This is a genomic window from Mycobacterium sp. PSTR-4-N (assembly GCF_022348085.1).
Classification (GTDB): domain Bacteria; phylum Actinomycetota; class Actinomycetes; order Mycobacteriales; family Mycobacteriaceae; genus Mycobacterium.
On sequence record NZ_JAKRFN010000009.1, the window covers coordinates 12,808 to 37,769 of the forward strand.

The 24,962-nt window shown below is 70.9% G+C and carries 30 protein-coding genes; 17 read left to right on the forward strand and 13 right to left on the reverse strand.

What is annotated here, in order from left to right; genetic code table 11:
* Nucleotides 1–27: 27 nt before the first annotated feature.
* Nucleotides 28–405 (forward strand): ester cyclase, encoded by a 378-nt coding sequence (locus MHN84_RS14230; RefSeq protein ID WP_241205349.1) that lies wholly within the window; start codon nucleotides 28–30, stop codon nucleotides 403–405.
* On the opposite strand, the gene MHN84_RS14235 is transcribed toward MHN84_RS14230, so the two are convergent.
* The 7 genes from MHN84_RS14235 to MHN84_RS14265 all read right to left on the reverse strand — a co-directional run bounded on the left by MHN84_RS14235 (nucleotide 402) and on the right by MHN84_RS14265 (nucleotide 6,287).
* On the reverse strand, nucleotides 402–1,121 hold the full coding sequence (locus MHN84_RS14235; protein WP_241205182.1) for a hypothetical protein: 720 nt from the start codon (nucleotides 1,119–1,121) through the stop codon (nucleotides 402–404). The two genes, MHN84_RS14230 and MHN84_RS14235, sit on opposite strands and share 4 nt — an antisense overlap.
* Entirely contained in the window at nucleotides 1,118–2,029 is a 912-nt protein-coding gene (locus MHN84_RS14240) for a VWA domain-containing protein (protein WP_241205183.1), read from the reverse strand. Before MHN84_RS14240 ends, MHN84_RS14235 begins: the two co-directional genes overlap by 4 nt.
* Nucleotides 2,026–2,982 (reverse strand): hypothetical protein, encoded by a 957-nt coding sequence (locus MHN84_RS14245; protein WP_241205184.1) that lies wholly within the window; start codon nucleotides 2,980–2,982, stop codon nucleotides 2,026–2,028. Before MHN84_RS14245 ends, MHN84_RS14240 begins: the two co-directional genes overlap by 4 nt.
* A complete protein-coding gene (locus MHN84_RS14250) occupies nucleotides 2,973–3,446 on the reverse strand; it encodes a hypothetical protein (RefSeq protein WP_241205185.1) in 474 nt (157 codons plus the stop codon). Before MHN84_RS14250 ends, MHN84_RS14245 begins: the two co-directional genes overlap by 10 nt.
* Entirely contained in the window at nucleotides 3,436–4,299 is an 864-nt protein-coding gene (locus tag MHN84_RS14255; RefSeq protein WP_241205186.1) for a DUF58 domain-containing protein, read from the reverse strand. Before MHN84_RS14255 ends, MHN84_RS14250 begins: the two co-directional genes overlap by 11 nt.
* Before the next feature lie 10 nt (nucleotides 4,300–4,309).
* A complete protein-coding gene (locus tag MHN84_RS14260; protein ID WP_241205187.1) occupies nucleotides 4,310–5,314 on the reverse strand; it encodes a MoxR family ATPase in 1,005 nt (334 codons plus the stop codon).
* A 100-nt stretch (nucleotides 5,315–5,414) separates the two neighbouring features.
* Nucleotides 5,415–6,287 (reverse strand): 1,4-dihydroxy-2-naphthoate polyprenyltransferase, encoded by an 873-nt coding sequence (locus MHN84_RS14265; protein ID WP_241205188.1) that lies wholly within the window; start codon nucleotides 6,285–6,287, stop codon nucleotides 5,415–5,417.
* 41 nt (nucleotides 6,288–6,328) lie between these two features.
* Here MHN84_RS14265 and MHN84_RS14270 point away from each other — a divergent pair, with 41 nt between their 5' ends.
* Nucleotides 6,329–6,538 (forward strand): hypothetical protein, encoded by a 210-nt coding sequence (locus MHN84_RS14270; protein ID WP_241205189.1) that lies wholly within the window; start codon nucleotides 6,329–6,331, stop codon nucleotides 6,536–6,538.
* Nucleotides 6,539–6,541: 3 nt separating this feature from the next.
* Here MHN84_RS14270 and MHN84_RS14275 read toward each other — a convergent pair whose 3' ends face one another.
* Nucleotides 6,542–9,472, reverse strand: coding sequence for an arabinosyltransferase domain-containing protein (locus MHN84_RS14275; protein ID WP_241205190.1), 2,931 nt, complete (start codon nucleotides 9,470–9,472; stop codon nucleotides 6,542–6,544).
* 138 nt (nucleotides 9,473–9,610) lie between these two features.
* Here MHN84_RS14275 and MHN84_RS14280 point away from each other — a divergent pair, with 138 nt between their 5' ends.
* From MHN84_RS14280 to MHN84_RS14290, 3 genes are read left to right on the forward strand one after another with little or no spacing between them, the layout of a single operon-like run.
* Complete coding sequence (locus tag MHN84_RS14280; RefSeq protein WP_241205191.1) at nucleotides 9,611–10,387, forward strand: S-methyl-5'-thioadenosine phosphorylase; 777 nt, start codon at nucleotides 9,611–9,613, stop codon at nucleotides 10,385–10,387.
* Nucleotides 10,384–11,424 carry an NAD(P)-dependent oxidoreductase gene (locus MHN84_RS14285; RefSeq protein WP_241205192.1) on the forward strand — a complete coding sequence of 347 codons (1,041 nt, stop codon included), beginning with the start codon at nucleotides 10,384–10,386 and terminating at the stop codon, nucleotides 11,422–11,424. The genes MHN84_RS14280 and MHN84_RS14285 overlap by 4 nt, the downstream gene beginning before the upstream one ends.
* Before the next feature lie 57 nt (nucleotides 11,425–11,481).
* Complete coding sequence (locus MHN84_RS14290) at nucleotides 11,482–12,600, forward strand: nitronate monooxygenase family protein (RefSeq protein WP_241205193.1); 1,119 nt, start codon at nucleotides 11,482–11,484, stop codon at nucleotides 12,598–12,600.
* A 76-nt stretch (nucleotides 12,601–12,676) separates the two neighbouring features.
* On the opposite strand, the gene MHN84_RS14295 is transcribed toward MHN84_RS14290, so the two are convergent.
* Together MHN84_RS14295 and MHN84_RS14300 are read right to left on the reverse strand one after the other, a co-directional pair.
* Nucleotides 12,677–13,702: a cell wall metabolism sensor histidine kinase WalK gene (locus MHN84_RS14295; RefSeq protein WP_241205194.1), complete on the reverse strand. Its 1,026-nt coding sequence runs from the start codon at nucleotides 13,700–13,702 to the stop codon at nucleotides 12,677–12,679.
* The gene (locus MHN84_RS14300) at nucleotides 13,689–14,405 is read right to left on the reverse strand and encodes a response regulator transcription factor (RefSeq protein ID WP_241205195.1); all 717 of its coding nucleotides are present in this window, start codon (nucleotides 14,403–14,405) and stop codon (nucleotides 13,689–13,691) included. The genes MHN84_RS14295 and MHN84_RS14300 overlap by 14 nt, the downstream gene beginning before the upstream one ends.
* 102 nt (nucleotides 14,406–14,507) lie before the next feature.
* Here MHN84_RS14300 and MHN84_RS14305 point away from each other — a divergent pair, with 102 nt between their 5' ends.
* The 5 genes from MHN84_RS14305 to MHN84_RS14325 are packed head-to-tail and all read left to right on the forward strand — an operon-like array spanning nucleotide 14,508 to nucleotide 18,022.
* Entirely contained in the window at nucleotides 14,508–15,164 is a 657-nt protein-coding gene (locus MHN84_RS14305) for a glycosyltransferase family 2 protein (RefSeq protein WP_241205196.1), read from the forward strand.
* Nucleotides 15,161–15,826 (forward strand): DUF2064 domain-containing protein, encoded by a 666-nt coding sequence (locus tag MHN84_RS14310; RefSeq protein ID WP_241205197.1) that lies wholly within the window; start codon nucleotides 15,161–15,163, stop codon nucleotides 15,824–15,826. Before MHN84_RS14305 ends, MHN84_RS14310 begins: the two co-directional genes overlap by 4 nt.
* Nucleotides 15,826–16,455 (forward strand): class I SAM-dependent methyltransferase, encoded by a 630-nt coding sequence (locus MHN84_RS14315; protein WP_241205198.1) that lies wholly within the window; start codon nucleotides 15,826–15,828, stop codon nucleotides 16,453–16,455. Before MHN84_RS14310 ends, MHN84_RS14315 begins: the two co-directional genes overlap by 1 nt.
* Nucleotides 16,452–17,558, forward strand: a complete 1,107-nt coding sequence (locus MHN84_RS14320; protein WP_241205199.1) for a molybdopterin-dependent oxidoreductase — start codon at nucleotides 16,452–16,454, stop codon at nucleotides 17,556–17,558. Before MHN84_RS14315 ends, MHN84_RS14320 begins: the two co-directional genes overlap by 4 nt.
* A complete protein-coding gene (locus tag MHN84_RS14325; RefSeq protein WP_241205200.1) occupies nucleotides 17,555–18,022 on the forward strand; it encodes a hypothetical protein in 468 nt (155 codons plus the stop codon). Before MHN84_RS14320 ends, MHN84_RS14325 begins: the two co-directional genes overlap by 4 nt.
* Here MHN84_RS14325 and MHN84_RS14330 read toward each other — a convergent pair.
* Nucleotides 17,948–19,303: a hypothetical protein gene (locus tag MHN84_RS14330; protein ID WP_241205201.1), complete on the reverse strand. Its 1,356-nt coding sequence runs from the start codon at nucleotides 19,301–19,303 to the stop codon at nucleotides 17,948–17,950. The two genes, MHN84_RS14325 and MHN84_RS14330, sit on opposite strands and share 75 nt — an antisense overlap.
* Before the next feature lie 214 nt (nucleotides 19,304–19,517).
* Between MHN84_RS14330 and MHN84_RS14335 the strand changes: the two genes are divergently transcribed.
* Genes MHN84_RS14335 through MHN84_RS14365 form a run of 7 tightly spaced genes read left to right on the forward strand, consistent with a single transcriptional unit; the run spans nucleotide 19,518 to nucleotide 23,444 of the window.
* A complete protein-coding gene (locus MHN84_RS14335; RefSeq protein ID WP_241205202.1) occupies nucleotides 19,518–19,967 on the forward strand; it encodes an Asp23/Gls24 family envelope stress response protein in 450 nt (149 codons plus the stop codon).
* A 38-nt stretch (nucleotides 19,968–20,005) separates the two neighbouring features.
* Complete coding sequence (locus MHN84_RS14340) at nucleotides 20,006–20,185, forward strand: hypothetical protein (RefSeq protein ID WP_241205203.1); 180 nt, start codon at nucleotides 20,006–20,008, stop codon at nucleotides 20,183–20,185.
* Nucleotides 20,178–20,567, forward strand: coding sequence for an Asp23/Gls24 family envelope stress response protein (locus tag MHN84_RS14345; RefSeq protein WP_241205204.1), 390 nt, complete (start codon nucleotides 20,178–20,180; stop codon nucleotides 20,565–20,567). Before MHN84_RS14340 ends, MHN84_RS14345 begins: the two co-directional genes overlap by 8 nt.
* Nucleotides 20,564–21,145 (forward strand): DUF6286 domain-containing protein, encoded by a 582-nt coding sequence (locus MHN84_RS14350; RefSeq protein ID WP_241205205.1) that lies wholly within the window; start codon nucleotides 20,564–20,566, stop codon nucleotides 21,143–21,145. The genes MHN84_RS14345 and MHN84_RS14350 overlap by 4 nt, the downstream gene beginning before the upstream one ends.
* A complete protein-coding gene (locus tag MHN84_RS14355; RefSeq protein ID WP_241205206.1) occupies nucleotides 21,142–21,687 on the forward strand; it encodes a hypothetical protein in 546 nt (181 codons plus the stop codon). The genes MHN84_RS14350 and MHN84_RS14355 overlap by 4 nt, the downstream gene beginning before the upstream one ends.
* The gene (locus MHN84_RS14360) at nucleotides 21,684–23,267 is read left to right on the forward strand and encodes a phospholipase D-like domain-containing protein (RefSeq protein WP_241205207.1); all 1,584 of its coding nucleotides are present in this window, start codon (nucleotides 21,684–21,686) and stop codon (nucleotides 23,265–23,267) included. The genes MHN84_RS14355 and MHN84_RS14360 overlap by 4 nt, the downstream gene beginning before the upstream one ends.
* A gap of 6 nt (nucleotides 23,268–23,273) precedes the next feature.
* Nucleotides 23,274–23,444: a CsbD family protein gene (locus MHN84_RS14365; RefSeq protein WP_221361395.1), complete on the forward strand. Its 171-nt coding sequence runs from the start codon at nucleotides 23,274–23,276 to the stop codon at nucleotides 23,442–23,444.
* On the opposite strand, the gene menE is transcribed toward MHN84_RS14365, so the two are convergent.
* Both menE and MHN84_RS14375 read right to left on the reverse strand, forming a co-directional pair.
* Nucleotides 23,441–24,589 carry an o-succinylbenzoate--CoA ligase gene (menE, locus tag MHN84_RS14370; RefSeq protein WP_374238371.1) on the reverse strand — a complete coding sequence of 383 codons (1,149 nt, stop codon included), beginning with the start codon at nucleotides 24,587–24,589 and terminating at the stop codon, nucleotides 23,441–23,443. The genes MHN84_RS14365 and menE overlap by 4 nt on opposite strands.
* Nucleotides 24,586–24,906: a DUF3349 domain-containing protein gene (locus MHN84_RS14375; RefSeq protein ID WP_241205208.1), complete on the reverse strand. Its 321-nt coding sequence runs from the start codon at nucleotides 24,904–24,906 to the stop codon at nucleotides 24,586–24,588. The genes menE and MHN84_RS14375 overlap by 4 nt, the downstream gene beginning before the upstream one ends.
* Nucleotides 24,907–24,962: the final 56 nt, after the last annotated feature.

Below are 24,962 nucleotides of genomic sequence, written 5' to 3' on the forward strand. Positions count from 1 at the left end.
CCGCGTCACATGAGCGAGCACGATCTCATGACCGAACAGGGCGCCACCGGCGAGGGTGACGCGGGGGGTGCGGTAGCGCTGTACCAGCGCTGGATCAAAGAGCTGTGGGCCGGCAGGACCACCGCAGCCGAGTTGGTGTCCGACGATTTCGTGGGTCATTGGCCCACCCGTGACGTGCAGGGGCCCGACCAGCTGCAGGCGATCGTCGACGACACACGCAAGCGACTGCGCGAATTGATGTTCGTCATCGATGTCGGGCCGCTCGTCGACGGGGATCTCGTGGCGGCCCGGTGGATCAGTACGGGGGCCACTACCTCGGGTCCGGCACGCTTCACCGGCAACGACATCCTGCGGGTGGCCGACGGCAAGGTCGTCGAGTACTGGACCGGCACGGCCCCCGCTTAGCGGGGTGCGGCGTCGGTGAGCAGTCGCTGCAGCGCGTCGAGGGGATCGCCTTGGCCCGGGTCGAGACGACGTGTCTGCGGCGACTGCTCAGGGTTCGTTCCGCCGCTCGGCGCCGGCGGTGCGGCGGCTACCGCGGGCGGGGGCGGCGGGGGCGCAAGAGGTGCGACGGTCCCCAGGTTCTGGAGCTTGGCCGCGATTCGACCGGCGGCGTCCGCCCGCACCGCACGCCGATCCGCGTCCGGGTCGTCGTTGCCCGTGAAGCATCCCGGCGGGGCACCGTCGATGACGTCCAGGGCGGCCGCGTAGCGCTCGCGGGCGTCGTCGAGCCGCGCTTCCCACGCCGCGACGTCACCTTGGCGTTCCCGTACCAGTTCGAGGTTGACCCGCACCGGGCAGGAGCGGTCGAAGGCGCTGTGCGCCAACGACTCCGAGAACTCGGCGTCGGCGTCGGCGAGCCGGTCCTCGCGCACCGCCAGCGCGCCCGCGGCGAAATGTGCTGTCGCCGGTTCGATCACGCCGAATCTCTGCAGTACCGCGACGTCGTCGGAGAGCGCTCCGGTGGCGCCGGAGGCGAAGTCCTGCTGCGCCGATCGGCCTGCGACGACGACGGAGATCAGTATGCCGCCGATGACCAGCGCGAGAACGGCGGGCAGCGCCGACAGCAGCATGACGCGTCGCCGCCGCCGCAGCCGAGCGGGGCGGGGAGAGCCGGTCATGTCAGTACCTCGCGTGCCGTGGCGCGGGCGCGCCGTAGATCCCGCAGCGACCAGCCGATCTCGACGAGCAGCAGGGCCGACGCGACGAGCGTGAGCAGCCAGTAGAACTCGTCGCGCCGCTCACCGGCGATGCCGTCGGTCGGTGACGATTCGCTGGGCTGGTCCGTCGGTGGGAGCGGCTGGCCGGGGGACCGTGCCGACATTCCGACGCCGAGTTGGTCGGCGACCTCACGCAGCCGCTGCTCGCCGAGTGCGTCCGAGCCGTACCCGAACACCTGACCGCCGTCGATCCGTCCGACCTCGAACTGCCCTTGAGGGACGGTGGACTGCGGCGCCCCTGAGCCGAAGTAATAGACCAGGTTGTCAGAACCGGGGTACTGCTGAGCCGCGGAGATGAGCTGGTAGCGCAACACCGTGGCAGCGGCGGCAGCGTCGACCGCATCGACGTCGTCACCGGCCACGGGCTCGAGTCCGGCGACGACGGGACGAAGGCTCCAGGTGTCCGCGGACAGCGGCCAGTCGATGGCGGGCCGGTCGGCGAAGGAGATCAGCGCGAACCGGGCGTCGGGATGGGCGTCGATCACGGCCCGGATGTCGTCGCGGATGCCGGTCATCCGGGGCCGGCCGGCGAAGTCCGGGATGGCCGAATCGGGGGAGCGGTCCACGACGAGGTAGATGTTCTCGCCGCCTCGAGCGGACGACGGTGCGCGCACCTCGGAGCGCATGCCGCCCGCCGGGCGCGCTGCGGCCAGCAAGAGCAGGGCCACGGCGAGTGTCATCGCGCCCCAACGCAGCGGTGCCCACCCGCCGGACGTGATCGCGGGCCAGGCGGACAGCGCGCGCAGGAGCAGCAGCACCGCGGCGACCGCGGCCAAGACCAGGGGAGGCAGCACCGGGTCGAACGTCATCGCCGCACCGCCAGCAGGGAGACCCCGAGCAGTCCGGCCAGCGCGAGACCGGCCACGAGGACCACGGTGGGAGCGTCGCGTCGCTGGTCTGCGACACCGCGCCCCCCGGCGCTCATGGCGTCGAGCTCGCCGTCGAGGGTTGCCGCATCGAACCGGACGAACGTGCCGCCGCTGGATCGGGAGATGGCGGCCAGGTCGTCGGTTCGGCGTCCGGCTGTCGCGACGGCGTCGATCTGGATGCCGCCGCGGCGGGCCATGTCGATCACCTGCTGGTCGGTGAACAGCGACGGCCTGTCGTCACCGGGCGCCCGCAACGATCCCGGCCCCAGGTAGATCACGGAGCGGCGGGTGTCGCCGGGCGCGTCGAAGCCGGGAAATCCGGTCAGGCACAGCGACAGGACGTCGGCGACGGTCGGGGCGTAGTCGGTGTATTCGACCGCGCCGGTGAAGGATTCCAGGCGCGACCGATTGTCGGTGCGGCCCGCGTCGGCGTATTCGCCGAATCGTCCTGCGGCGAACTGGTAGTCGCGGGTCAGGGGCACGAGCCGGCGGTCAGCGGAGGTGAGCCCGATGCGCTGGGTGCCGTAGGTCAGTGCCTGGCGCGCGAAGTACCCGAGGAATTGTCCGGTCGCCGGATCGGTGGCGGGTTGACCGACGCAGAGCATGATGTCGTCGCGCGGTCCGGCCCCGGTGTCGACCGGCGCAGTCGGTCGCGCGGTGGCCCAGACCGCCGTTGCGAACAGGAGGATCAGCAGCGCGACGGCGATCGCCGTCGCCCGGGTCTGCCGCCGCACCACCGCGCGGTATTCCGGGAGCCGCGTCATACGGCTGGTGTGAGCCAGCGGTTCTCGTCGCTGCGCCGCGCGCGGGGTCGGGAGCGCCACCGCGGCCACGACGACCAGAGTCAGCACGACCGCCCCGATGACGGGCACGGTCCACCAGGTCAGCCCCATGAGCGGATCACGTCCTCGGTGTCGGCGCCGAGCTCGTCGACGTCGGCCGCCGGGTCGGCGCTGAACTGGGCGTCACCGAGCGCTTCGAGAATCGGGGCCGCCGCGGCGAGATCGCTTGCGGCGATGTCCTTGAGCTGCATGTACTGGGCGCGTCGGCCGGTGGCCTGATGCAAGAAACTACGCAGCGTCCGGCTCAGGGCGGCGCTGGCGGCGACGTCGGTGAGCTCGCCGGCCCGGTGGCGACGCAGGATCGTGCGGACGCGTCCTGCGAAGCGATGCCGCAGTAGACGTGCGTGGGCGTCTCGCACCAGGGGCATCGTGCGCAACCGCCCTGACGGCAGCGTCGAGACGAAAACGGCGGCGTACCAGAGGAGTACGACGAGGATCAAGCCCAGTCCGAGCCACAACCACCACAGGGAGTAGCCCGGCGGTCCACTGACGAAGCGCAGGAGATCATCCGGCACGGGATCGCACCCTCGTCAATTCGGCTACGCGAGAACGCAACTCGGCGCTGCTCACCACCCTCACATGGGGAATCGCGTGCTCGGCCAACATCTCGGCAAGGCGTTGCCGGCGCCGGTGTTCGGCCCGCTCGTAGGCTCCGACCACTCGGGGATCGGCAGCGGCGGTCGCGAGCACCGGTCGACCGTCGCCGACGTCGTAGCCGCCGTCACGACCCACCTCCGTCGGCGAACGGTCGGCGACCATCGCCCAGAGCACGTCGTGGCGGGCTGCCAGGCGGCCCACGACATCGCCGAGCCGGCCGTCCACCTCGGGTTCGTCGGAGACCACGACGATGAGCATCGGGTGTCGGTAATGCGTTGCCACATACTGTAATTGGCACGTGATGTCGCTTCCGGCGCGATCACTGCCGGCGTCGTGGAAGCGGTGCAGCATGCTCTCGATGTGGGTCTCACCGCGGCGCAGCCGGATGTTCACGCTGCCGCGCCGGTCTCCGAACACCATGCCGATCTCGTCGGATCGGCCCAGCGTGATCAGTCCGATCGCACCGACGATGAGCCCGGCGATGTCGCTTTTGGTCTCTCCGCTCGGGGTTCTCGCGGTCATGTCGCGACCGGTGTCGGCCACCACGAGCACCTTGTGGTGCTTTTCGGAGACGAAGCGTTTGATCAGCACGTCGCCGGAGCGCGCGGAGGCCTTCCAGTCGATGTCGCGGACGTCGTCGCCGGGAACGTAGGGCCGCAGTTCGTCGAACTCCAGGGTGCGGGTGTGCACCAGCGCGTGCCGACCCCCGTCGAGCATGCCGCGGGTGTCGCCGCCGATAAGCGACCGGACCCTGCCCAGGTACTTACCCACCGCCGCCCCGCTAGGGCACCCGCACCGCAGCCAGCGCCGCGTCGATGACCCGGCCGGGCGTCACGCCCGTACTGGCTGCCTCGAAGCTCAGGATCAACCGGTGCTGCAGGACGCGGTGCGCGAGATCGGCGATGTCGCCGGGCAAGACGTGGGTACGGCCCGACAGCAGCGCCAGCGCACGCGCCGCCGTGCACAGCGCGATGGTGGCGCGCGGGCTCGCGCCGTATTCGACGACGCGGGCGACGTGGGAGGGCAGGTACTTCTCGGCGTCGCGGGTGACGCCGACGAGGCGGCCGGCGTAGAGCATCAGATCCCGGCTGAGGTGCACCTCGCGTACGACGCGCTGGACGGTCCGGATGTCGTCGAGCGTCGCGACGGGGCGAGTGCGGTGCCCCCGGTCGTACAGCCCGGTGTCCCGCCGGATGAGCACCTCGACCTCTTCCTCAGGCGAGGGGTAGCTGACGATCTCCTTGATCAGGAACCTGTCGGTCTGCGCCTCCGACAGCGCGTAGGTGCCCTCCTGGTCGACGGGGTTCTGCGTGGCGATGACCAGGAACGGCTCCTCGATCGGATAGACGGTGCCCGCGATCGTGGTCTGGCGCTCTTCCATCGCCTCGAGCATCGCGCTCTGGGTCTTGGCGCTGGAGCGGTTGATCTCGTCGAGCAGCACCACGTTGGCGTGGACCGGTCCGAGTTGGGTGACGAACGATGTGGTCGACGCGTCGTAGACCTGGGTCCCGATGATGTCGCTGGGCAGCAGGTCGGGGGTGCACTGGATGCGGCGGAACTGTCCGTCGATGGATTCGGCGATCACCCGCGCGGCGGTGGTCTTGGCCAGACCCGGCACGCTCTCGAGCAGCACGTGGCCGCTGGTCAGCAACCCGATCAGCAGGGATTCTCGCAGGTGTTGCTGGCCCACCACCTTCGCCGAGAATGCCGTCGACAAGGCGGCGACGACCTGCTGCGCGGCGCGCGCGTCGTCGTCGAACGCTCGGGGTGCGGGGGCTGCGGTCATCCCGCGGTTAATACCACCGGGATCGGGCCGGCAAACGGGCGAGGCAGCGGGACGGGTCTTTATCCTGGTGGGCGTGGCCGAGGGAATCTCTGTCGCCGCGTCAGCCGAGGGCCAGCGCGGCGGCCACCGCCACCGACCAGACCAGCATCGTGAGGCCCGTGTCGCGCAGCACCGGGATCAGGTCCCGGCCACCCAGCCCGGCGCGCACGGGCCGGGTCGCGCGCACGGCCAGCGGTGTCGCCAGGTACCCGGCCCCGCACGCCGGCGTCGCCACGAAGCACAGCACCAGCGTGAGAAGCACCCAGACCATGAGCAGCCCCTGATACAGCACCCGGGTCCGCGCATCGCCCAGCCGGACCGCCAGCGTGATCTTGCCGGTCTGTGCGTCGGTCGGGATGTCGCGCAGGTTGTTCGCCACCAACACGGCGGAGGACAGGCAGCCCATCGCGACGGCGCACAACACGCCCACCCCGTCGATGCGCAGCGCCTGGGTGAACTGGGTGCCCAGCACGGCGACCAGCCCGAAGAACACGAACACCGCGATCTCGCCGAAACCCAGGTATCCGTAGGGCTTGGAGCCGCCGGTGTAGAGCCAGGCGCCGGCGATGCAGAAGGCTCCGACGGCGATCAGCCACGGTGCGGAGAACCACGCGAGCACCAGCCCGGCGACCGCGCCGACGGCCAGGCTCACCACCGCGGCCGTGAGGACGGCGCGGGGCGCCGCGAGCTTCGAACCGACCAGTCGCAGCGGCCCCGCCCGCACGTCGTCGGTGCCTCGGATGCCGTCGGAGTAGTCGTTGGCGTAGTTGACCCCGACGATCATCCCGACCGCAACGAGCAGCGCCAGCAACGCTTTCCACCACGACGCCGCATCGAGCCACGCCGCGGCGCCGGTGCCGGCGATCACGGGTGCGACGGCGTTGGGCAGCGTGCGTGGACGTGCCCCTTCCACCCACTGGCCGAATGTCGCCACGAGGTCAGTCTTGCAGGTGCCTGCCGTGGCAGACTGAGCGCATGGACGACCGGCTCAGCAAGGGCGAGATCAGCAAGGACATGGTGCAGGAGATCGTCGGTGCGGGTGCCACGGCAGTCGGTGAGGTCGCCTCGATCATCACGACTGCGGTGCGTGATGTCGCGAACGCGATCGGTGGTTTCGCCACGGACGTCTTCGAGATCCGTGACGGCGCCCGCCGCGCCGCGGAGCAGCACGTCGACGGGGAGTGATCCTCACCGCTCGGGCCGTGGGCCGGGACTGCCGACACCCCAGTTCGTCGATCTCGTCGTGGCACGCGCGTAGCGGTCCTGCACGGGCGGGGACACTCGTACGCTGCCCCAATCGATCTCGGGGTGACCGACGACTCGGCTCGGAATCTCGCCGAGCGACGCGAACTCGCTGAGCCCGGCGAAGGTGCCGCCGATCGCGGGGTTGCGATCGTCGGTGAGCCACGGCCGCGGTGACTCGATCACCGTGCGCGGCGTCTGGGCCACGCCGCCGGAGACCACGGCGTTGTTGTGCACGCACGGGAACAGGAAGGCTTGTGGCCAGCTGATCAGCACCGGGCCGTTGGCCGCCAAGAAGGTGGACAGCGGAACCGTCGAGCGCAACCGCGGACCGGTGAAGGCCAACCATCCCCGCTCGTCGGTGCGGCCGTCGGTGGCGCGGATGCGGACCCGATCCGAACCTGCGGGCACCTCGGCGGCATCGACGCCGATCGAACGCCACAGCGGCTTGTCGGGCGTCTCGTCGGCTGCGGGCCGATCGACCGGAACGCGCGCACCGGTCGGTGCGACACCCGAGCCGCCCGCGGAGCCGAACTCCAGGCGCAGCGCGTTGCCATCGGTGGTTCGGCCCGACACCGACAGTGCCAGACCGGAGTCGTCGGCGAGCGGGGGCAGCGTGAACCACGGGGTGGTGACGTCGGCGGTGGCGCCCGGGCCGGTCGTCCAGCTGCCCCAGAGGTACTGCGACGTGCCCGAGCCAGGGGCGTCCGGCGGTGGTGCGCCCGGGTAGAAGCCCGCGCCGATGGCGAAACCCGAGTCCGAACTGTCGGATTCGGCGGCGGTGAGAACTTCGCCGTCGGGCAGGACCTCGATATCGTCGGCCAGCCCGCACACGCGGGTGGACGCGATGCGGTGCAGGTTCGCCAGCGCCAGAGAGCCTTCGGGTCGCCGGACCGGCGCCGCGGCGAACGATGCGACGAGCACGGTCAGCACTGTGCCGAACGCGACCAGGGTCAGCACGGCCGGGCCGAGGGCCAGTAGCGGCGCCGGCGTGCTCCGGCGGAGACTGAGCATCGCGAGGGTCCCCGCCGCGAGCAGCCCGATCCACAGCACGGGGTTGTCGAGCGGCACATCGGCGGGCCGGATCGGGCTCGACGCCCACGGCAGGTCGTACAGGTTCGGCAACCACCACGCGTTCGGTCCCGCGAAGGCCAGCGCGACGGTCGCGGCCAGCAGCACCGATCCGACGACGCCGACGACGACCTCGCGCCGGCCCGCAATACGGGACCGGCACGCCAGCGCCACGATCGCGACCGTCACGAACGCCGCGACCACGCCGGCGCCCGCGCCGAAGTGGTAGGACCACTTCGACGGCACCACGGCGAACAACGCGAGCATCACCACCAGGACGGCCGCGAGTCGTCGCATCGCCGCGGCCGTGCGGTCACGGCGGCGCAGTGCCAGCAGCGTCGCCACCGGCAGCAGCGCGACACCGACCAGGATCGGCATCCGCTTGGCGAAGCTGCCCTGCTGGTCGGCCTGCAGGAGATAGCGGTACCGCGTCGGCTCCTCATACCACGGCAGCGACGGCCCGAAGAAGGCGTGCCAATCGGTCGCGGTGACCAGCGCGTCCCAGGTCTGGTCGGCGAAGATCACGGTGAGTCCTACGGCGCCGACGGCGCCCACCAGCGCGGCGACGGTCAGTCGCGAATGAGGTCCGTGCCGCGCCGCCGCGCGCAGCCGGCCCGCGAAGACCAGGACCGGGGCGAGCACGAGCACCCCCGTCGGGCTGATCGGCACGGTCAGCGCACAGACGAGTGCCAGCCAGCCCAGCGAGCTCGGGGTGCGTGCGCGCCAGGCGAGCGCCAGCGCGGCAGTCACCCCCAGGGCGACGAAGGACTCCGGTCGCGTGCCGAGGTTGAACGGCAGCCATGCGCACAGCAGGGCCAGCGCTGCGAGGATGCGGACCCGGGCCGTCGCGGCGATGGTCGGCAGCGCCGCGGCGAGCACGCCCCGGCTGAGCACGAACCAGGTCGCCGTCGCGAGCACGGTGCTGGGCAGCCGCAGCCACAGGGGAGCGATGCTGACCTCGGTCAGCGGGGCCAGCAGTTGCTGGCTGAAGGCGAACGGCACCTCGGCGGCATCCCACCACCGGTAGTAGTTCCCCGGGTTGCCGGTCATCGCGGCATGGCGGGCGATCATGGTCGCCCACCCGTCGTCGACGGCGAGCGGGCCGATCACCGCCCAGCCACAGAACGTTGCGATCATCGCTGCGTCGATCAGCCACAGCCGGGACCACCTGCTCGGGAGCGGCAACGGGGCGCCTCGACCGGAGCGCAACAGAACCAACGCCGCGCCAGCGGCGAGCAACTGCACGGTCAGCAGCGCCGCCTTGATCGCCGTCGGCGTCGTCGTGAACGGAGCCGCGATGACCGCTGTCAAGGAAAGACCCTCGGCTGCGGCGGGATCGAGGTCGGTGTGCATGCCGAACACTCGAGGCACCGGCTGGCCGGCGAGGCGGGTGACTCGGCCGTCGGCCTGGGTGATCGAGACCCCCGCGGGGCCGGCCTGGAAACGGACCGCGCAGTCGGTCCGACCGGGCAGGGGCACGCGCACCTCGACATCGCCCGTCCGCAGCGTCGCGCCGTCCGCGCCGTCAGTGATCGACAATCCACCGGTTCCGGTGTCCAGCACGCTGACCGCGGTCGGCGACACGGTGCGTAACGCCGCACACGGCACCGTCGCCGTCAGCTGCTGGGGCCGGTAGGGCACTACGAGTGCGGCGCTCGAGAGGGTCGGCTGCCCGGGGGCGGGCCAGCTGATGGTCGTCGTATCGGTGAACACGGGCGCGAACGGCAGCGCCAGCCCACTCAGGACACCGACGAGTCCGATCAGCGCAGCGATCCAGGTCCGAGGGCTCCGCTGTCGGTGTCGCATGGCTGTCGGCCAGCCTGCCGAGCCCGGGGCGGTTTTCCCCGCACTCAGGCCGAGACGTCACGCCACCGTCACCGTCGCAGCGGCAATCGCATGCACCACAATGGTCTCCAGTGTTCGACAGACGTGAGGAGCAAGTGAGTGCTGGGAGTCATCGGCGGCAGCGGGTTCTACTCGTTCTTCGGTCCCGACGCGCGGACGGTGAATCTCGACACGCCCTACGGTGCACCGAGCGCGGCGATCACCATCGGGACGGTGGGACAGCACGAGGTCGCGTTCCTGCCCCGGCACGGCGTCGACCACGAATTCTCTCCGCACACCGTGCCGTACCGCGCCAACATGTGGGCGTTGCGTGCGCTGGGGGTGCGCCGCATCTTCGGCCCGTGCGCCGTCGGCAGTCTCGACCCGGCGCTCGGTCCCGGCGCGATGGTGGTGCCCGACCAGCTCGTCGACCGGACGTCCGGCCGTGCGGACACCTACTTCGACTCCGGCGGCATCCACGTCGGCTTCGCCGATCCGTACTGCCCAACGCTGCGTGAGGCGGTCACCGGACTGCCCGACGTCGTCGACGGCGGCACGATGGTGGTGATCCAGGGCCCGCGCTTTTCCACCAGGGCGGAGAGCCAGTGGTTCGCCGGACAGGGCTTCCATCTGGTCAACATGACCGGCTACCCGGAGGCAGTGCTCGCGCGTGAGCTGGAAATGTGTTATGCAGCAATAGCTTTGATCACCGACCTCGACGCGGGCATCGAGTCGGGGGGTGGCGTGACGGCGGTCGACGTGTTCGCCGAGTTCGAACGCAACCTCGTGCCGTTCAAACAGCTCGTGCACGAGGCGATCGCCAACGTCGACTCCGAGCGCACGTGCACCCACTGCCTGCCGCACGCCGGCGTCACGCTGCCGTTCGAGCTGCCGTGAGGGTGCTGCTGACCGGTGCTGCCGGCTTCATCGGTTCCCGCATCCGGGCCCAGCTCGGCGATGCCGGGCACGACGTCGTCGCGGTCGACGCGATGCTGCCCGCCGCCCACGGGGAGGGTGCCGAACTCCCCGCCGGGGTCACACACGTCGACGTCCGAGACGCGGCGGCCGTTGCGCGCGTGCTGGACGGCGTCGACGTGGTCTGTCATCAGGCGGCGGTCGTCGGGGCCGGGGTGAACGCTGCCGACGCGCCCAAGTACGCGTCGCACAACGACCTGGGCACCGCGGTGCTAGTGGCGGAGATGTTCGCTGCCGGCTGCCGACGTCTGGTGCTGGCGTCGTCGATGGTGGTCTACGGCCAGGGGCGCTTCGTCTGCCCCGAGCACGGCGACGTCGAACCGCAGCCGCGTCGACGCGAGGATCTCGACGCGGGCATGTTCGATCACCTCTGCCCCGTCGGCGGTGAGCGGGTGGACTGGGCGCTGGTCGACGAGGACGCCGCGCTGCGGCCGCGCAGCCTGTACGCGGCGAGCAAGGTGGCGCAGGAGCACTACGCGCTGGCCTGGACCGAGTCGACGGGTGGTTCGGTCGTCGCGTTGCGCTACCACAACGTCTACGGGCCGGGTATGCCGCGCGACACCCCGTACTCCGGCGTCGCCGCGATCTTCCGGTCGTCTCTCGAAAAGGGCGGCGTGCCAAGGGTTTTCGAGGACGGCGGGCAGATGAGGGACTTCGTCCACGTCGACGATGTGGCGGCGGCCAACGTCGCGGCCGTCGAGGCGGATGCACAGGGCTTCGACGCGTTCAACGTGTGCTCGGGGCGCCCGATCTCGATCCTGGACGTGGCGACTGAACTGTGCGCTGCGCGAGGTGACGTGACCCCGGTCGTGACCGGGCAATACCGCAGCGGCGACGTGCGACACATCGTCGCCTCTCCTGCCAAGGCGGCGGAGGTGCTCGGCTTCCGCGCGGCGGTCGACCCGGCCGATGGCCTGGCCGAGTTCGCCACGGCGCCGCTGCGGGGCCTTCCCTCTTGACACCTTCCTTTGCTCTTCGCGCAAGCGCTCATCGGCCGTCAAGCGATACTGGGGCCCATGAGCTCAGCGCTGTGCGACCAGTTCGGTATCGACTTTCCCCTCTTTGCGTTCAGCCACTGCCGGGATGTGGTGGCCGCCGTGACCAACGCCGGCGGGTTCGGCGTGCTGGGCGCGACGGCGTACAGCCCGTCGCAGCTGGATCGCGAGCTGGCGTGGATCGACGACGCGGTGGGCGGCAAGCCCTACGGCGTGGACCTGATCGTGCCGGCGAAGTTCGAGGGCAAGGGGGAGAAGCTCTCGCGCGCCGACCTCGCCTCCCGGATCCCCCAGAGCTACCGCGAGCTGGTCGACGATCTGCTGCGCGCGCACGACATCGAGCCCGAGCCGGAGCGGCGGCTGGGCGGTTCGTCGCTGTCGGGCAACACCGGTCCGGAGCTTCTCGACGTGGCGCTGACGCACCCGGTGAAGCTGATCGCCAACGCACTCGGCGTACCGCCGGACTACATGATTGAGGCGGGCAAGGAGCGGGGCATCCCGGTCGCTGCGCTGGTGGGCGCCAAGGAGCACGCGGTCAAGCAGGTCGCCGCGGGCGTGGATCTGATCGTCGCGCAGGGCACCGAGGCGGGCGGCCACTGCGGCGAGGTGAGCACGCTGGTCGTCGTGCCTGAAGTGATCGAGGCCGTCGACGGCGCGGTGCCTGTGTTGGCGGCCGGCGGCATCGTGACCGGACGGCAGATGGCCGGCATGGTGGCGATGGGCGCGGCCGGGGCGTGGACCGGTTCGGTGTGGCTGACCACCGAGGAGGCCGAGACGGCGCCGCACACGGTCGCCAAGATGCTGGCCGCATCCTCCCGCGACACCGTGCGATCGGCGGGCCGTACGGGCAAGCCCTCGCGGCAGCTGAAGTCCGAGTGGACCGACGCGTGGCTGCCGAGCGCGCAGGGCCATCAGCCGCTGCCGTTGCCGTTGCAGTCGATGCTGTGCGAGCCGGTGATCCGCCGCATCGACGTGCTCGCCGCGCAGGGGCACGAGGGTGCCCAGGCGCTGGCCACCTACTTCGTCGGCCAGGGCGTCGGGCTCATGAACAAGGTGAAGCCGGCCCGCGAGGTCGTGCGCGAGTTCATCGAGGACTACCTGGCTGCCGCGGAGCGCCTCAGCACCTCACTGCCCGGCTGACCCACCCGCGACAGTGCTTTCTCGGTAGCCGCGCAGCAATCGCCGCTACCGCCACGGCACTCTCGCGGAAGCCCTCTCAGTCGACGGCCAGCGGCAGCCGCACCTCGAAGCGGGCGCCCGTCGGAAGGTTGTGCGCCGACAGCGTGCCGCGGTGTGCCTGCACCAGCCCGGCCGCGATCGCCAGACCCAGCCCGGAGCCGCTCGGGAGCGAGGAGTCGGCGCGGGGCACCCGGCTGTTCGAGCCGCGGTAGGCGACGTCGAACACCCGCGGCAGGTCGGCCTCGTCGATGCCCACGCCGGTGTCGTCGACGCGCGCCCACGCGCTGTTCTCGTCGGCGCCCAGCGCCAGCTCGACCCTGCCGCCTTCGGGCGTGTGCGCGATCGCGTTGGCCACCAGATTGGACAGCACCCGCACCAGCGCCCGGTCGCTGCCGACCACCCGCACCGGCTCCTCGGGCAGGTTCGCCTCGAGCTGCACGCCCGCGCGTTCGGCGGCGATGCGGTGCGCCGCCAGGACGTCGTCGACGACCTCGTCGAGGGCCACCTTGTCGAACGACGGCGACAGTGCCCCGGCGTTGATCTTCGACATCTCGAACAGGTCGTCGACCATCTCGGACAGGCGCACCGATTCGTGCTCGATGTGCTTGGCGTGCACCCGCACCTCGTCGTCGGGGACCACGCCGTCGGCGATGGCCTCGGACACGGCGCGGATGCCGGCCAGCGGCGTGCGCAGATCATGACTGACGAATGCGACGAGCCGGCGCCGCGAATGCTCGGCGGCGCGTTCGGAGTCGCGGATCTCGGCTTCCCAGACCGTCCGCCTAGCCTGGTAGCGGCCCAGCATCACGGCGGCGGGGATCGTCACCACCGAGACGATGACCAGCACCACCGCCGTCCGCTCGAAGGTCTCGGTGATCATGAATCCGCTGGCGCCGATCACCCCGGCCAGCGTGGCGAGCAGTGGGATCAGGACGAGCATCACCATGCTGACGGCCAACGACCACGTCCGCGCCAGCCGGATCATCACCCCGCCGACCAGGACCACCGGCACCGAACATGCCAACGCCCAGCCGACGATCTCCCAGAATTCAGTCGTCGGCATCCGGGCTTCCGGCGCTCGGCTCGTCAGAACCCTCGGAGGCCCACATGTACCCGCGGCCCCACACCGTCTGCACCCGATGGCGGTCGCCGAGCTTGGATCGCAGCCGCTTGACGTGCACGGTGACCGTGGACAGGTCACCGAAGTCCCAGTGCCACACCTGCTTGAGCAGGTCCTCGCGGGTGAACACGGTGTCGGTGTGGGTGAGGAAGAACAGCAGTAGGTCGAACTCCCGGTTGGTGAGGCTCACGGGTTTGCCCGCCGAGCTGACGGTGCGCGCAGCGGTCGACACGGTCAGCTCTCCGGCCCGCAGCTCCATGGGCAGCACGCCGGGGGCAGCCGGGGCGCGGCGCAGCACCGAGCGCACCCGCAGCGCGAGCTCACGCGGACTGAAGGGCTTGGTCAGATAGTCGTCGGCGCCCGCCTCGAGCCCGGCGATGCGATCGTCTTCTTCGCCGAGAGCGGTCAGCAGGATCACCGGCACGGCGTATCCGCCCCGTTTGCGCAGGTTGCGGCACAGCGAGAGGCCATCCGGCCCGGGCATCATCACGTCGAGAACGGCCACGTCGATGCGCTGGGAGCCCAGGAGACGCAGCGCTTCGGTGCCGTCGTGCGCGGTGGACACGTCGAGTCCGTCGCGTTCCAGGTATCGGCGCACGACATCGCGGACGACGTCATCGTCGTCGGCGATCAGCACACGGGTCACCCCCCGAGGTTAGCTGGACGCGGCCACTACCTGCACCTATGTCACGCATTCGTCAGGCTTGCCGCTCGCGCCCACCGCCCTGCTGGCCTAGCGTTGCGAGCTATGCCCGACAGTCCGGTCACGGTGGTGCTCCCGTGCCTCAATGAGGCCGAGTCTCTGCCGGGGGTGTTGGCGGCGATCCCGGCGGGGTACCGCGCTCTGGTGGTGGACAACAACAGCACCGACGCGACGGCGCTGGTGGCCCGGCGATGCGGTGCCACCGTGGTTGCCGAGACGACGCCCGGGTACGGGGCTGCCGTGCATGCGGGGGTGGAGGCGGCCGAGACGCCGATCGTGGCGGTGCTCGACGGCGACGGTTCGCTGGACCCGCTGAATCTGCCCACCCTCGTCGACGACGTCGAGCGGGGCGCCGACATGGCCATCGGCCGGCGCCGCGCCACCCCCGGGTTGACGTGGCCCTGGCATGCGCGCCTCGGCACCGCGGCGGTCTGCTGGCGGCTGCGCCGCCGCTACGGCCTGCCGGTGCACGACATCGCGCCGATGCGGGTGGCCCGCCGCGACGCGCTGCTCGGCCTCGGGGTCACCGATCGCCGCTCCGGCTATCCGCTCGAGCTGTTGGTGAAGGCGGCGCAGGCGGGGTGGACCGTCGTCGAACGCGACGTCGCCTACGGCCCCCGCACCGGCGGCACCTCGAAGGTGAGCGGCTCGATGAGGGGCAGTGCCGTTGCAGCACTCGACTTCATGAAGGTGATCCGGTGACGGGCACCTGTCTGCTGGTGGTGGCCAAGGCTCCGGTGCCGGGCCTGGCGAAGACGCGGTTGGCGGCCACGGTCGGTGACGCGACGGCCGCCGATATCGCCGCGGCCGCCCTGTTGGACACTCTGGACGCGGTGGCGGGCACCTCTGCCGATGCGCGCGTGGTCGCGATGACCGGCGATCTCGCCGCCGCCGCCCGCTCCGCGGAGATCCGGGACCGGCTCGGCGATTTCGTCGTGGTCCCCCAGCGCGGGGAACACTTCGCCGATCGGCTGGCCAATGCCCACGTCGACGCCGTCGCTGCGACCGGGACGACCGCGGTGGTGCAGATCGGCATGGACACCCCCCAGGTGAGCCCGGATCTGTTGGCCGAGTGCGTCGACGGGTTGCGCGACGACGACGCCGTGTTGGGGATGGCCCGCGACGGCGGGTGGTGGGTGCTCGGCGTGCGCGTCGCCGCGGCCGCGGACTGTCTGCGGGAGGTGCCGATGTCGGCACCCGACACGGGTGCCGTAACGCTGGCCGCGCTGCGGGACACCGGGTTGTCCGTGGGGCTGGTCACCGAACTCGCCGACGTCGACACGATCGACGACGTCGAAGCGGTGCGCAGCGCCTGTCCGGCGGGCTCGCGATTCGCCCGGATCACAGCGACGGTGGAGGCCTGATGTTCGGACAGCTCTACGACCGAGCCCTGACCGGGGAACGATGTTGGGTACGCCGCGACGACGGCCGGGTGAGCCGGTTGCCGGTGCACAACTGGTTGGGCGGCAGGCACGCCGACGATCGGTTCGACACCGCGGTCGTCGACATGTGCGAGGGCCCGACGATCGACTTGGGTTGCGGCCCTGGCCGTCTGGTGTCGTATCTGGTGCAGCGCGGCGTCCCTGCGCTCGGGGTCGATCTCTCACCCACCGCCGTGCGGCTGGCGCGCAGCAGTGGAGCGCCCGCGCTGCATCGCGATCTGTTCGAGCCGTTGCCGGGGACGGGCCGCTGGCAGACCGTGCTGCTGGCCGACGGCAACATCGGGCTCGGCGGCGACCCGGCGAGGGTGCTGCGCCGGGCCGCTGAGCTGCTGCGCAGCGGCGGTCGCTGTCTGGCCGAGTTCGATTCCGCGGCAATAGGAATCGATGTCGGTTGGGTGCGGTTGGAGTCATCGAGCACCATCGGGCCGTGGTTCAAGTGGGCGTCGGTGGGTATCGACAGCATGCCCGCGCTGGCCGCAGAGGTGGGTCTCGCGGTCGCAGGCATCCGGCACATCGGCACGAGGGTGATCGCCACCCTCGCCGCAGCGTGACGCGCTTCTCGACGCTGCGCGGCACCCCGATCACCGCCCGGGTCGGGCTGGCACTCGGTGTCGCCGTGGGGATCTGCTTTCTGACCGGGCTGATCAGCCACCTCATCCAGCACCCGCAGCCCTGGTTCTGGTGGCCCACCCGACCGGTGTGGCTCTACCGCCTCACTCAGGGTCTGCACGTCGCCAGCGGCATCGCGGCGATTCCCCTGCTCGTGGTCAAGCTGTGGTCGGTGTGGCCGAAACTGTTCGAACGGCCGTTGCTCGGCGGCCCGGTCCGCGCGCTGGAACGGCTCTCCATCCTCGTCCTGGTCGCGTCGATCATCTTCCAGCTGAGCACCGGTCTGCTCAACACCGCGCAGTGGTATGTCTTCGGATTCTTCTTCACCACAGCGCATTACGCGGTCGCCTGGGTCGCGGTCGGCGCGGTCGTGGTGCACATCGGGGTCAAGCTGCCGGTGATCCGGCGTGCGCTCGGCGAACCTCTCGACGACGTGGCAGTGGGCGGCCCCGGGCCGTCCCGGCGCACAGTGTTGCTCGGCACCTGGCTGGCGGTCGCGACAGCCACCGTGGTCACGGTGGGGCAGACGGTCCCGCTGCTGCGCCGGGTCTCGGTGCTGGCGCCGCGTTCGGGTCAGGGGCCACAGGGTGTTCCGGTGAACCGTTCGGCGATCGCGGCCGGCGTGATCGCCGCTGCCAGCTCGCCGAGCTTCCGGCTGACCGTCGTCAACGGCGCCCGCAGCCGCGAGTTCAGCGTCGCCGAACTCGCCGCTCTGCCGCAGAGCACGCACCGGCTGCCGATTGCATGCGTGGAAGGGTGGAGCGTCGACGCGCAGTGGTCCGGGGTGGTGCTCGCCCAGTTGCTCGCCGCGGTCGGCGCGTCCCCGGACTCCGATGTCCGGATGATCTCGCTCGAAGGCCCGGGGCCGTACTCCCGAACCGTGCTGCCCGCCCGGCACGCCCGCGACGACATGACCTTGATCGCGCTGCGGGTGAACGGCGAGACGCTCGATCTGGACCACGGGTACCCGTGCCGGTTGATCGCGCCCTCGAGACCCGGTGTGCTGCAGACCAAGTGGCTGACCCGGATCGAGGTGGTGCCGTGAGGGTCGTGCGAACGGTGCTGGTGGCCGCGGGCCTCGCGCTCGCGGGTTACGGTGCGCTGCTACTCGTCGACTTCTCGACGGCGGTGTTGATCCGCATCGCGATCTGGGCGGCGGCGGGCGTCGTCCTGCACGACTTCGTGTTCGCTCCGCTGTGCGCCGCACTGGGTTTCGCGGGGCGGCGCCTGATCCCGGCCCGGTGGCGCGCCCCGGCGGGGATCGCCGCGCTGTGCAGCGTGGTGCTGGCACTGCTGGCGGTGCCGGTGTACGACAAACCGGGTATGCGGCCGGACAACATGACGGTGCTCGACCGTGACTACGTGACCGGGTTCTGGGTCGCGCTGGCGGTCGTGTGGGTGTTGGTGCCGCTGTCGGTTCTCGCGCGGCGGCTGCTACCAGTTAGTCAGGATGAAGTGGTTGATCGCCAACGCCCCGATGACGTTGAGCGCCAACCACCAACGGTGTGACCGCCGCGGCAGCAGAGCCGCCGAGGCCACCAGCCACACCATGAACGGCAGCCAGATGCGCTCGGTCTCGGCCTTGCTCAATCGGGACAGATCGGCGGCCACGATGGCCAGCAGGGCACCGAGCACCACCAGGTGCAGCCCGCTGCGACGGCGCAGGGCAGCGAGATCGAACACCCGGGCCAGGCCGGCCACGCTGCCGAGGCCGATTGCGCACACCACCGCGGCAAGGTTGCCCCACCCCCAGTAGGCGAACGGCCGGTCGTTGGCGATGCCCTGCCAATATCGCTCCTGCACGAGGTGGTAGCCGTCGAGCCACCAGAATCCGGCGGCCGCGAAGATCGCCACCACCAGCAGCGCGGCCAGCACCGCGGGCACCAGCGCGGTCAGCAGCGACCGCCGAGTGCGCGCGGTGGTCAGCACCGCGACCGCAGGCAGCGCCATCAACCCCAGGCCGTAGTTGCAGAAGATGCCCCAGCCGAGCAGCAGCCCGGCGCCCGCCGCCGCGACGAGGGGCCACCGCGCCGTCCCGGTGACCGCGAGGGCGAGCAAGGCGATGCCCCAGGCGGCGACCCCGGCGAAGTAGCCGTCGGCCGACACCGCGATCCAGATCGCCGTCGGCGCCACCGCGACGAACGGGGCCGCCCGGCGCGCGGTGTCCTCGTCGCTCAGCGCGCGCGCGGCGACGACGATCGCGGCGGCGGCGCTCGAGCCGGCCAGCAGGCACAGCAGTCCAGCCCACCCTCCGCCACCGAGTCCGATGCGATCCAGCCACACGAAGGTCAGCAGCGCACCCGGGGGATGCCCGGACACGTGGGTGATCCAGGAGTCGGGCTGGTAGTCCAGGATCCGGCCGGCGAAGGTGCGGACCGCTTCGCCGACGTCGTCGATCGTCGGCACCTGGCGCAGGTATTCGTGGCGGGCGGTCAGCCGTCCCGCGAAACCGCGCTGCCAGCCGTCCACCATGGCGAGGCTGAAGGCCCACGCACAGGATGTCGCCCACGCCGCCCACGGCACCGCGCGCCAGGGCAGCCGCGCGGCGAGCGCGGGGCCCCACAGCACCGCGGCCAACCCGATCGCGATCGCCGGGACGGTGCCCGGGCCCACGTGGGCGTTCCACCATCCGAAGATGGGTGCGGTGTCGGCGAAGTCGTGGAACCGATCCGGACCCGCGTTGAGCAGCGGGGTCACCACGGGCAGGTGCAGGCGTGGCACGACGAAGGCCGCCGCCACCAGGATCACGGCGCCGGTGACGGCCACTGCTTCTCTGCGAGACACGGACATCCCCGACAGCCTAGGGACCGCGACCCCGTCGCAGGTCTGACAGGTCGGTGACGGCCGTTTCACCGCGCCGGACGCGGGGGTACCGGAACATTTCGCTCGTGTGCTCACACCTGGTGGTGTGTGCGGGATTACATCGAGTCGGCATTCGGATCGGACGCGGGGCGACGACTGAAGACCTGTAGGAACACCGACACATCACCGTAGGAGGACCGTCATGACCACCCCCACCACCACCACCACCGTTGCCAAGGCCGGCTCCGGCCCGCTGGTGACCACGCAGGGCAGCACCACCATCGCCGATGTCGTGGTGTCCAAGATCGCTGGTCTGGCCGCGCGCGAAGTCCACGGCGTGCACGACCTCGGCGGCAACGCCAGCCGCGCCGTCGGCGCCCTGCGTGACCGCATCCCCGGCGCCTCGACCAACTACTCGCAGGGCGTCTCCGTCGAGGTGGGTGAGAAGCAGGCCGCAGTCGACCTCGACATCGTCGCCGAGTACGGCGTCTCGATCTCCGACGTGGCAGCGGGTATCCGCCGTAACGTCATCGCAGCGCTGGAGCGCATGACGGGCCTGGAGGTCGTCGAGGTCAACATCACCGTCCACGACATCCACGTGCCCGACGAGGGTGGTGACGACACCGAGGACCGGTCGGGCCGGGTCGAGTGACGGACCACGGCAGCGACGTACGGCAGAGGAGAGAGACGATGACCACAGCGACAGTCGGCATGCTGGCCGGGGTGCTTCTCGGAGTGGCCGCCGCGGCCGGTGGATTCACCGGCTTCCTCATCGCGTTCGTTCTCGGCGCGATCGGGTACGTGATCGGGGGCCAGCGCGACGGCGAGTTCGACGTCACGAGCTGGCTGCAGGGCCGGGGCCGTGGCTGAGGAAGGCACCGCCGTCGTCGACGAGGCGGCTGCGGTCACCGATCCCGGTGACCGCGGCAGCCTCCGGGTCCGCGACCGCGCGATCGAGCACCTGGTGGAGGCTGCCGTGCTCACCACCCCCGGAGTGCGGCGGCACGGCCGAGCGTTGACCAACCTGGTCGGCCACGACCTGCCGCGTGTCGACGCCGTCGTCGCAGCCGACCACGTCCGCACCGCGGTCGAGATCGCCGCTGAATGGGGCCGGCCCCTGGCCGCGCTGTCGGCGGACGCACGTGACCGCGTCACGACCGCCCTGCGCGACCACGCCGGGCTGGCCGTGGACGGCGTGACAGTGCACGTCGCGGCGATCATTCCGCCCAGTACTGAGAGGAAACTGTCATGACCACGGTGGACGAGACTGTCGGAACCGAAGCGCCGGAACGTTTGTCCGTGCGTTCGGCGCCGGTTCCGGTGGCGGCGGCCGGGGCGAGCAAGGTCGCGGTGGTGCTGGCGATCCTGCTGGCCGCACTCGGTGTGGTCGCTGTGCGCGACGCCGCCGTCGGGCTGGGCTGGGCCTCTGGCTCGACGTGGCTTCCTGCTGCTGCCGCCGTGGACGGTGTCGAACCCGCCGGCTGGATGGCGGTCGCCGGCGTCGCGGTGCTGCTTTGCGGTCTGGTGTTGACCGCGACCGCCCTGGCGCCGCGTCGGCGCACGGCGGTGGCCGTCGCCGCGCAGACACCGATGTACCTGACCGTCGACGGCGTCGCGGCACTGGCGAGTGCTGCGGCTCGCGACGTCGCCGGGGTCGTCGACGCGCGCGCCTCGGCGTCGCGCCGTCGCGTCGTCGTGCGCTGTCGCGTCACCCGCGATGACGCCGACGCGATGCGCCGTAGCATCACCGACGCGGTGACGCGCAGACTGGCCGTGCTGCAGAGCCCGCCACGCATCGTCGTCCGCACCCGAACGGAGGAGGTCCGATGACCCGCGCCGCTGTCGCGTTCGACCGCGTCGTGACCCTGCTGACCGGCATCGCCATGGTGGCGCTCGGGCTGGCTGCTGTCGCCTGGACCCGAGGGGACCTCGGCGCCGGGCGAGCCCTGACGACGCCGCTGGCCGGCTGGACGTCGGCGCCGTGGTGGCCGTGGGCGCTCGGCGGTGCCGGGGTCGTGCTGGTCCTGGCGGCGCTGCGCTGGCTCGCCGCGCATCGCTGGCCGGCCAAGGCAGCCCGGGTCGATGTGAGCGGTGACGCCACCGCGACCGCCGACGCGACCTCGGTGGCCTCCGCTGCCGCTGAGGTGTTGGCTGCCGATCCGGCCGTCATCAAGGCCTCCGGAAGCGCCACGCGCGACCACGGGCGCCCCACCGTGACGCTCACCGTGCGGGTTCCCGCCCGGTCCGGTCTGTCCGCCGCCATCACTGCTGCAGACGACACCGCCCGCACGGCAGTGGCGATGCTCGGCGGCAGTGTCGCGATCCGCACCGTTCTGCGCGTCGACGCCAAGGCCGGAACCGTCGTGCGATGACGGCTGGCGAGCAGACGAGCGCCGTCCTCGAGCCGGGTGTGACGTGCTGGCGCAGTGAACGCGCCGGCACGTTCAGCCGGCTCGTCGACGGTGCGGACTACCTCTATTACGTCAAAGAGGCGATGCTCAACGCGCGCCGCCGGATCATGCTGATCGGCTGGGATCTGGACGCGCGCACGGCATTCGAGCCGACCGGTTCGACGCTGAGCGGGCCCGACACCCTCGGGTTGTTCCTGACCTGGCTGGTGTGGCGGCGCCCTGAGCTCGAGGTGTATCTGCTCAAGTCGAACCTGAACCTGCTGCCCGCACTCGACCAGTTCTGGTTCGGTCTCACGCCTGTCTCGCTGGTCAATCGATTCACGTTGCCCCGCATGCATTTCGCGGTCGACGGGGCCCGGCCCACCGGCGCCGTGCACCACCAGAAGATCGTCGTGATCGACGACGCGGTGGCGTTCTGCGGCGGCATCGACCTGACGCTCGGCCGCTGGGACCGGCGTGATCATGCCCGGCACGACCGCGGCCGGTCGTCGGCAGGACACACCTACGGACCTCGTCACGAAGTGGCGGCTGTGGTCGACGACGCCGCCGCGCTGGCGCTGGCCGAGGAGGCCCGGCGGCGTTGGTGCGACGCGACAGGAACCGACCTCCAACCGGTGACCCCGGTGGGGCCGACGTGGCCGCGCGGGTTACGCCCCGACGTGCGCGACGTGGACGTCGCGATCGCCCGCACCCTTCCTTCCTTCGGGTCGCGCGCAGAGGTGCGCGAGGTCGAAGCGCTCAACCTCGCCGCGATCGCCAGCGCCCGCTCCGTGATCTATCTGGAGAACCAGTATCTCGCCTCGCGGCGCCTGGCTGACGCACTCGCGGCCCGGTTGCGCGAACCCGACGGCCCGGAGGTCGTGATCGTCCTGCCCCGCAGCTCGGAGAGCCGCCTCGAGCAGGAGTCGATGGACAGCGCGCGCGAGCGGCTGCTGCGAATGCTCTGGAAAGCCGATCAGCACAACCGATTCGGTGTCTACTGGCCCGTGACCACCGGAGGAATGCCGGTCTATGTGCACTCCAAGGTGATGGTGATCGACGACCGCCTGCTGCGGATCGGCTCGTCGAATCTGAACAACCGATCGCTGGGCTTCGACAGCGAGTGCGATGTGGCCATCGAGGCCGGCGAGCGCACCGACGTGGCCCATGAAATCCTGCTCACGCGAGACGATCTCGTCGCAGAACACCTCGGCGTCTCCGTCAGTGACTTCCGCCGGGAGTTGGAGCGCCGCGGTTCCTTCCTGGCCGCGGTCAACGCCCTGCGCGGCACCGGTCGTTCACTGCGAACGTTCACCCGCTACATGGTGTCGAGGGAAGCCGGACCCCTCGGCGAGAACGACCTGATGGACCCCGATCATGTGCCGCCCTCCCTTCTAGAGGGACTGGCCAGCATGGTGACCGGGCTGGTGTTGTGGCCGGTGGCCCGCGTCTATCCGAACATCGTGTCGCACATCACCTCCTGGGCACGTACGGGATCCGCCGACGCAGACGACCAAGTGATGTCAGCGCCCAGAGGGGGCGCTCATCACGAGAAAGGGTGAAACGACATGGGTTTCATCGACAAGGCCAAGAACGCCGCTGAGGATGCCGTGGGCAAGGCCAAGGAAGTGGTCGGCGACGTCACGGGCAACGACGACCTGAAGGCCGAAGGTCAGAAGGATCAGGGCGTCTCGGGCGCCAAGAAGGTCGGCGAGAACATCAAGGACAAGCTCAGCTAGTCGCCGGCGGTGAATCGGCGGATGAGTTCGCGTCTGTCGATCTTGCCGATACCGCGCCGCGGCAGCTCGGCGACGACGTGCACCTCCCGGGGTGCCGCCGTCGCCGGAAGCTCCGCGGCGACATGCGAACGCAATTCGGGCAGCGTGATCGTCGCCCCGTCCGTCACGACGACGGCCGCGACGACACGCTGCCCCAGTCTTTGGTCGGCCACCCCGAACACCGCGCACTCCGCCACCGCGGGGTGGCTGGCCACCGCCGCCTCCACGATCCCCGGCAGCACGGTCAGCCCGCCGGTGCTGATCGCATCGTCGACGCGACCCAGGACCCGCAGAACCCCCGAGTCATCCAAAGCGCCAATGTCATCCGTGCGGAACCACCCCGGTTCGACGAACGGGTCCGGTGTGATCGGGTTGCGGTAGCCCAGCGCCACCGTCTCGCCGCCCAGAGAGATGCGGCCGGACCCGTCGAGGGCCACCTGCACCCCGGTCAGCGGCATGCCGTCGTAGACGCACCCACCCGCGGTCTCGCTCATGCCGTAGGTTCGGATCACCGGAACGCCTGCGGCAGCGGCTTTCTCGGCCACCGCCGCGGGCATCGGACCGCCGCCGATCAGGACCGCATCCAACGAGGCCAGCGCATCGGCGGCCGCTGGGTCGTCCAGTGCTTTCGTCAACTGGGCAGCGACCAGTGACGCGTAGCGCCGGCCCGTACCCATCACCGAGACGGCCAGGGCCAGGTCGGCCGGCGGCGCATTGGCCGGGATCGCGACCGGCGTGGTGCCGGCCACGACGCTGCGGACGAGCACCTGGAATCCCGCCACGTGATAAGCGGGCAGGGCCAACAACCATTTCCCCGGCCCGCCGAGCCTCTCGTGCGTGGCGTGCGCACTGGCCAGCAGCGCCGAGGTGCTCAGCAGTGCGCCCTTGGGAGTCCCGGTCGTGCCCGATGTCGACAGCACCGCCGCCACCGCATCGGCGATCGCGTCCCCGGCGCGCAGTGCGCGGGCCAGCATCGCCGACTGGCCCGGATCCTCGGCCGGTACCGGAAGCAGACTGGCCCGGTCCTGCAGCGCCGCTTCGACGTCGGGCAGCGCAGCCAACGCCGCGACGCCGGCGGCCACGGGAAGCGGGCGCAGGGTGGCTATGGCGTGTCCTCACTGTCGCGCGGATCATCGAGCGGCCAGCCCTGCGCGGCGAGCCGTTCGCGCACCCGCTCGACGTCGTCGGGGGACGGCAAATCGTCGGTGATCTGGGTGATCAGGACGCCGATGTCGACGGTGTCGATGCCGGGCGGGTCAGAGGGAGAGGAACCGTCGGTCAGGGCGGCCACGACTGCTTTGACCTCGTCGTCGGTCAGCCGGCGGCGCAGGAGCGCCAGCAGCGGGATGCGATCAGGGCCGGGCACCCCTTCGGGATAGCCGGCCGCGACCCACGCCACGATCCTTGCCAGGAATTTGGTCAACGTCTCATCTCCCGTGCAGACGTCGGGGCGAGGTGCCCTCGGCAGCTCGATAGTAG